The organism is Arthrobacter sp. N199823 (genome assembly GCF_002929705.1).
GTDB lineage: Bacteria > Actinomycetota > Actinomycetes > Actinomycetales > Micrococcaceae > Specibacter.
In genome coordinates this window covers 1-5,833 of record NZ_PJIN01000024.1, presented here as the reverse complement: position 1 = coordinate 5,833, position 5,833 = coordinate 1, and the positions used below count along the sequence as shown (strand labels likewise).

The 5,833-nt window shown below is 52.5% G+C and carries 3 rRNA genes; all 3 read right to left on the bottom strand.

From position 1 onward, the window contains the following. Positions 1–11 precede the first annotated feature (11 nt). Positions 12–128, bottom strand: a 5S ribosomal RNA gene (gene rrf / locus CXQ93_RS19910). A gap of 233 nt (positions 129–361) precedes the next feature. Further along, positions 362–3,535: ribosomal RNA gene (locus CXQ93_RS19905) — 23S ribosomal RNA — on the bottom strand. A 580-nt stretch (positions 3,536–4,115) separates the two neighbouring features. Next, positions 4,116–5,650: ribosomal RNA gene (locus CXQ93_RS19900) — 16S ribosomal RNA — on the bottom strand. Together the 16S, 23S and 5S rRNA genes form the textbook arrangement of a ribosomal RNA operon. Between the last annotated feature and the right edge of the window lie 183 nt (positions 5,651–5,833).

Genomic DNA, 5,833 nt, shown 5'->3' with positions numbered 1-5,833 from the left:
TTTTACGTGTTGTCCGGCGGTGTCCTACTCTCCCACATCCTCACGAATGCAGTACCATCGGCGCTGTGGGTCTTAGCTTCCGGGTTCGGAATGGGACCGGGCGTTTCCCCCACGCTATGACCACCGTAACTCGTTCCCCAGGCACCAGTGAATTTTTCTGGTGTTGGGTGGCTTGTTGGGTGCTCTTGGAGCAACAGTATTCTATTATACAAGATAAAACTATCAGTTATTGACCAGGTAAGTGGTCCGTGACTGGTAGTACTATCCTGCTTGTTTTGGTTTCAACTGTACAAACGCTTCGGGTTTGTTGGTTGGGAACCACATAGTGAACGCGAGCATACTCATGTTTATAAGAGTGTGTGTGGTGTAAGTTATCGGCCTATTAGTACCGGTCAGCTTCACGAGTCTTTAGTCCTCGCTTCCACATCCGGCCTATCAACCCAGTGGTCTGCTGGGGGCCTCTCACACGTTTAGGTGTATGGAAATCTCATCTTGAAGCGGGCTTCCCGCTTAGATGCTTTCAGCGGTTATCCCATCCGAACGTAGCTAATCAGCGATGCACTTGGCAGTACAACTGACACACCAGAGGTTCGTCCGTCCCGGTCCTCTCGTACTAAGGACAGACCTTCTCAAATTTCCTGCGCGCGCAGCGGATAGGGACCGAACTGTCTCACGACGTTCTAAACCCAGCTCGCGTACCGCTTTAATGGGCGAACAGCCCAACCCTTGGGACCTACTCCAGCCCCAGGATGCGACGAGCCGACATCGAGGTGCCAAACCATGCCGTCGATATGGACTCTTGGGCAAGATCAGCCTGTTATCCCCGAGGTACCTTTTATCCGTTGAGCGACGGCCATTCCACAATGTGCCGCCGGATCACTAGTCCCGACTTTCGTCCCTGCTCGAGGTGTCCCTCTCACAGTCAAGCTCCCTTGTGCACTTACACTCGAAACCTGATTGCCAACCAGGCTGAGGGAACCTTTGGGCGCCTCCGTTACTTTTTAGGAGGCAACCGCCCCAGTTAAACTACCCATCAGGCACTGTCCCTGACCCGGATTACGGGCCGAAGTTAGATGTCCAAAGTGACCAGAGTGGTATTTCAACGATGACTCCAGAACAACTAGCGTTGTTCCTTCACAGTCTCCCACCTATCCTACACAAGCCACTCCGAACACCAATACCAAACTATAGTAAAGGTCTCGGGGTCTTTCCGTCCTGCTGCGCGTAACGAGCATCTTTACTCGTACTGCAATTTCGCCGAGTTTATGGTTGAGACAGCGGGGAAGTCGTTACTCCATTCGTGCAGGTCGGAACTTACCCGACAAGGAATTTCGCTACCTTAGGATGGTTATAGTTACCACCGCCGTTTACTGGGGCTTAAATTCTCAGCTTCGCTCAACAAGTTGAGCTAACCGGTCCTCTTAACCTTCCAGCACCGGGCAGGAGTCAGTCCATATACATCGTCTTGCGACTTCGCATGGACCTGTGTTTTTAGTAAACAGTCGCTTCCCCCTGGTCTCTGCGGCCCACACACGCTCACGGACAGCTAGTGTCCTTCACATGGCAGGCCCCCCTTCTCCCGAAGTTACGGGGGCATTTTGCCGAGTTCCTTAACCATAATTCTCTCGATCGCCTTAGTATTCTCTACCTGATCACCTGTGTCGGTTTGGGGTACGGGCGGTTTGAACCTCACGTCGATGCTTTTCTAGGCAGCATAGGATCACCGAATTCCCCCATACGGGGGTCCCATCAGATCTCAGAATCGTCATTGAAGACAACACAACGGATTTGCCTATCGTGTTTCCTACGTCCTTAGACCGGGACTACCATCGCCCGGCTCGGCTACCTTCCTGCGTCACACCTGTTAATACGTTTACATCCCCAACTCAGGTCCCACGCTCCCCACACACCCTGGTCCCGAAGGACACTCAGTGATGGTTTGGGTGGTTAGTATCATTGGTTCAATATTGGCGGTTCTTCACCGGTACGGGAATATCAACCCGTTGTCCATCGACTACGCCTGTCGGCCTCGCCTTAGGTCCCGACTTACCCAGGGCAGATTAGCTTGACCCTGGAACCCTTGATCATTCGGCGGACGGGTTTCTCACCCGTCTTTCGCTACTCATGCCTGCATTCTCACTCGTGTAGGCTCCACCGCTAGTTCACACTGCGACTTCAATGCCTACACGACGCTCCCCTACCACTCCAAACCCCTGAACCAAAGGACGAACCTACTGGCTAGGGCAATGTTTGAAATCCACAACTTCGGCGGTGTACTTGAGCCCCGCTACATTGTCGGCGCGGAATCACTTGACCAGTGAGCTATTACGCACTCTTTTAAGGATGGCTGCTTCTAAGCCAACCTCCTGGTTGTCTAAGCAATCCCACATCCTTTCCCACTTAGCACACGCTTAGGGGCCTTAGTTGGTGGTCTGGGCTGTTTCCCTCTCGACTATGAAGCTTATCCCCCACAGTCTCACTGCTACGCTCTGACTTACCGGCATTCGGAGTTTGGCTGACGTCAGTAACCTTGTAGGGCCCATTAGCCATCCAGTAGCTCTACCTCCAGTAAGAAACACGCAACGCTGCACCTAAATGCATTTCGGGGAGAACCAGCTATCACGAAGTTTGATTGGCCTTTCACCCCTACCCACAGCTCATCCCCTCCATTTTCAACTGAAGTGGGTTCGGTCCTCCACGCGCTCTTACACGCGCTTCAACCTGGCCATGGGTAGATCACTTCGCTTCGGGTCTAGATCACGCCACTAAACTCGCCCTATTCAGACTCGCTTTCGCTACGGCTTCCCCACACGGGTTAACCTCGCGACGTAACACTAACTCGCAGGCTCATTCTTCAAAAGGCACGCCATCACAAGAACAACTACACCAAGGTGCACGCTTGCTCTGACGGATTGTAAGCACACGGTTTCAGGTACTATTTCACTCCCCTCCCGGGGTACTTTTCACCTTTCCCTCACGGTACTTGTCCGCTATCGGTCATTAGGTAGTATTTAGGCTTATCAGGTGGTCCTGACAGATTCACACGGGATTTCTCGGGCCCCGTGCTACTTGGGATACTCACCTAAGGGAGTGCACTGCATTTCAGTTACGGGACTCTCACCCTCTACGGTCGGCCATTCAAAACCGTTCACCTATACATGCACCATTCCCCTCACTGATCCGGCAGAATCAGCACGGTAAGTCCCACAACCCCGCACCATGCAACGCCCGCCGGCTATCACACATGACACGGTTTAGCCTGATCCGCGTTCGCTCGCCACTACTAACGGAATCACTATTGTTTTCTCTTCCTGTGGGTACTGAGATGTTTCACTTCCCCACGTTCCCTCCACACACCCTATATATTCAGGTGCAGGTCACCACCTGGTCTTGCAACCGGTGGCGGGGTTCCCCCATTCGGACACCCTCGGATCAAAGTTTGGTTATCAACTCCCCGAGGCTTATCGCAGATTCCTACGTCCTTCTTCGGCTCCTAATGCCAAGGCATTCACCGTGTGCCCTTAAAAACTTGACCACACACAAGCGGGTCAAACACAACACAACACCCCCAAAGAGGCCCTGCATCATGATTTTATGTATCTTGATTATCGAGAGAACCATGAAAACATCAACCACACCCAAAGGTGCAGCATCAGATCCAGGTTCATTCATTTTCTCAAAGAAATTGCTTTCTTATAAAAGATGCTCGCGTTCACTATGTAGTTCTCAAACAACAACCCCAACCACACACCCCACCACCAGAGCACCGAACAACACCACCAACACAAGTCGGTGTATCGAACCAGTACGCACCTAGCGGATCAGTTATGTGTAGGAAACCAGGAAATCAACAACTCTCGTTGTTATTCCAGGACCCAACAGTGTGCCAAACACCACCCACCACCACACAGCAATCCTTGATGAACTTTTCCTCCCAACCCCAAAGGGACGGTGTACTCGATTCAGATCGCCACGCACCAGCAGGTACTTATTTTATTGATATTCCACCCTTGAGCAACTCACCCAGAAACATACGTTCTGGCAATGAGTCTTTACTCCTCACACCACCAACAATCAACCATGCAGTCAATGTCGTGGTGTTTGGTGCTCCTTAGAAAGGAGGTGATCCAGCCGCACCTTCCGGTACGGCTACCTTGTTACGACTTAGTCCCAATCGCCAGTCCCACCTTCGACAGCTCCCTCCCCACAAGGGGGTTAGGCCACCGGCTTCGGGTGTTACCAACTTTCGTGACTTGACGGGCGGTGTGTACAAGGCCCGGGAACGTATTCACCGCAGCGTTGCTGATCTGCGATTACTAGCGACTCCGACTTCATGGGGTCGAGTTGCAGACCCCAATCCGAACTGAGACCGGCTTTTTGGGATTAGCTCCACCTCACAGTATCGCAACCCATTGTACCGGCCATTGTAGCATGCGTGAAGCCCAAGACATAAGGGGCATGATGATTTGACGTCGTCCTCACCTTCCTCCGAGTTGACCCCGGCAGTCTCCTATGAGTCCCCACCATTACGTGCTGGCAACATAGAACGAGGGTTGCGCTCGTTGCGGGACTTAACCCAACATCTCACGACACGAGCTGACGACAACCATGCACCACCTGTAAACCGACCGCAAGCGGGGCACCTGTTTCCAGGTATTTCCAGTTCATGTCAAGCCTTGGTAAGGTTCTTCGCGTTGCATCGAATTAATCCGCATGCTCCGCCGCTTGTGCGGGCCCCCGTCAATTCCTTTGAGTTTTAGCCTTGCGGCCGTACTCCCCAGGCGGGGCACTTAATGCGTTAGCTACGGCGCGGAAAACGTGGAATGTCCCCCACACCTAGTGCCCAACGTTTACGGCATGGACTACCAGGGTATCTAATCCTGTTCGCTCCCCATGCTTTCGCTCCTCAGCGTCAGTTAATGCCCAGAGACCTGCCTTCGCCATCGGTGTTCCTCCTGATATCTGCGCATTTCACCGCTACACCAGGAATTCCAGTCTCCCCTACATCACTCTAGTCTGCCCGTACCCACCGCAGATCCGGAGTTGAGCCCCGGACTTTCACGGCAGACGCGACAAACCGCCTACGAGCTCTTTACGCCCAATAATTCCGGATAACGCTTGCGCCCTACGTATTACCGCGGCTGCTGGCACGTAGTTAGCCGGCGCTTCTTCTGCAAGTACCCTCAACCAACAAAAATGCTGGCCTTGTTCCCTACTGAAAGAGGTTTACAACCCGAAGGCCGTCATCCCTCACGCGGCGTCGCTGCATCAGGCTTTCGCCCATTGTGCAATATTCCCCACTGCTGCCTCCCGTAGGAGTCTGGGCCGTGTCTCAGTCCCAGTGTGGCCGGTCACCCTCTCAGGCCGGCTACCCGTCGTCGCCTTGGTGAGCCATTACCTCACCAACAAGCTGATAGGCCGCGAGTCCATCCAAAACCAATAAATCTTTCAACAAAACCCCATGCGAGGTAAAGTCAATATCCAGTATTAGACCCCGTTTCCAAGGCTTATCCCAGAGTTAAGGGCAGGTTACTCACGTGTTACTCACCCGTTCGCCACTAATCCCCCGCAAGCGGGTTCATCGTTCGACTTGCATGTGTTAAGCACGCCGCCAGCGTTCATCCTGAGCCAGGATCAAACTCTCCGTTAATAACTAAACAGACACACACAATCACACCGGAAAAAGGTAAATGACTGCATGCACTAAATTCGAAACCAGCTAAACGATCATGCATCACCACAGGGGCGGCAACACACAACCAAATAACCAATTCAATATAAATAAATTGGTATCAATAAAACTTGGCACACTATTGAGTTCTCAAACAACAAC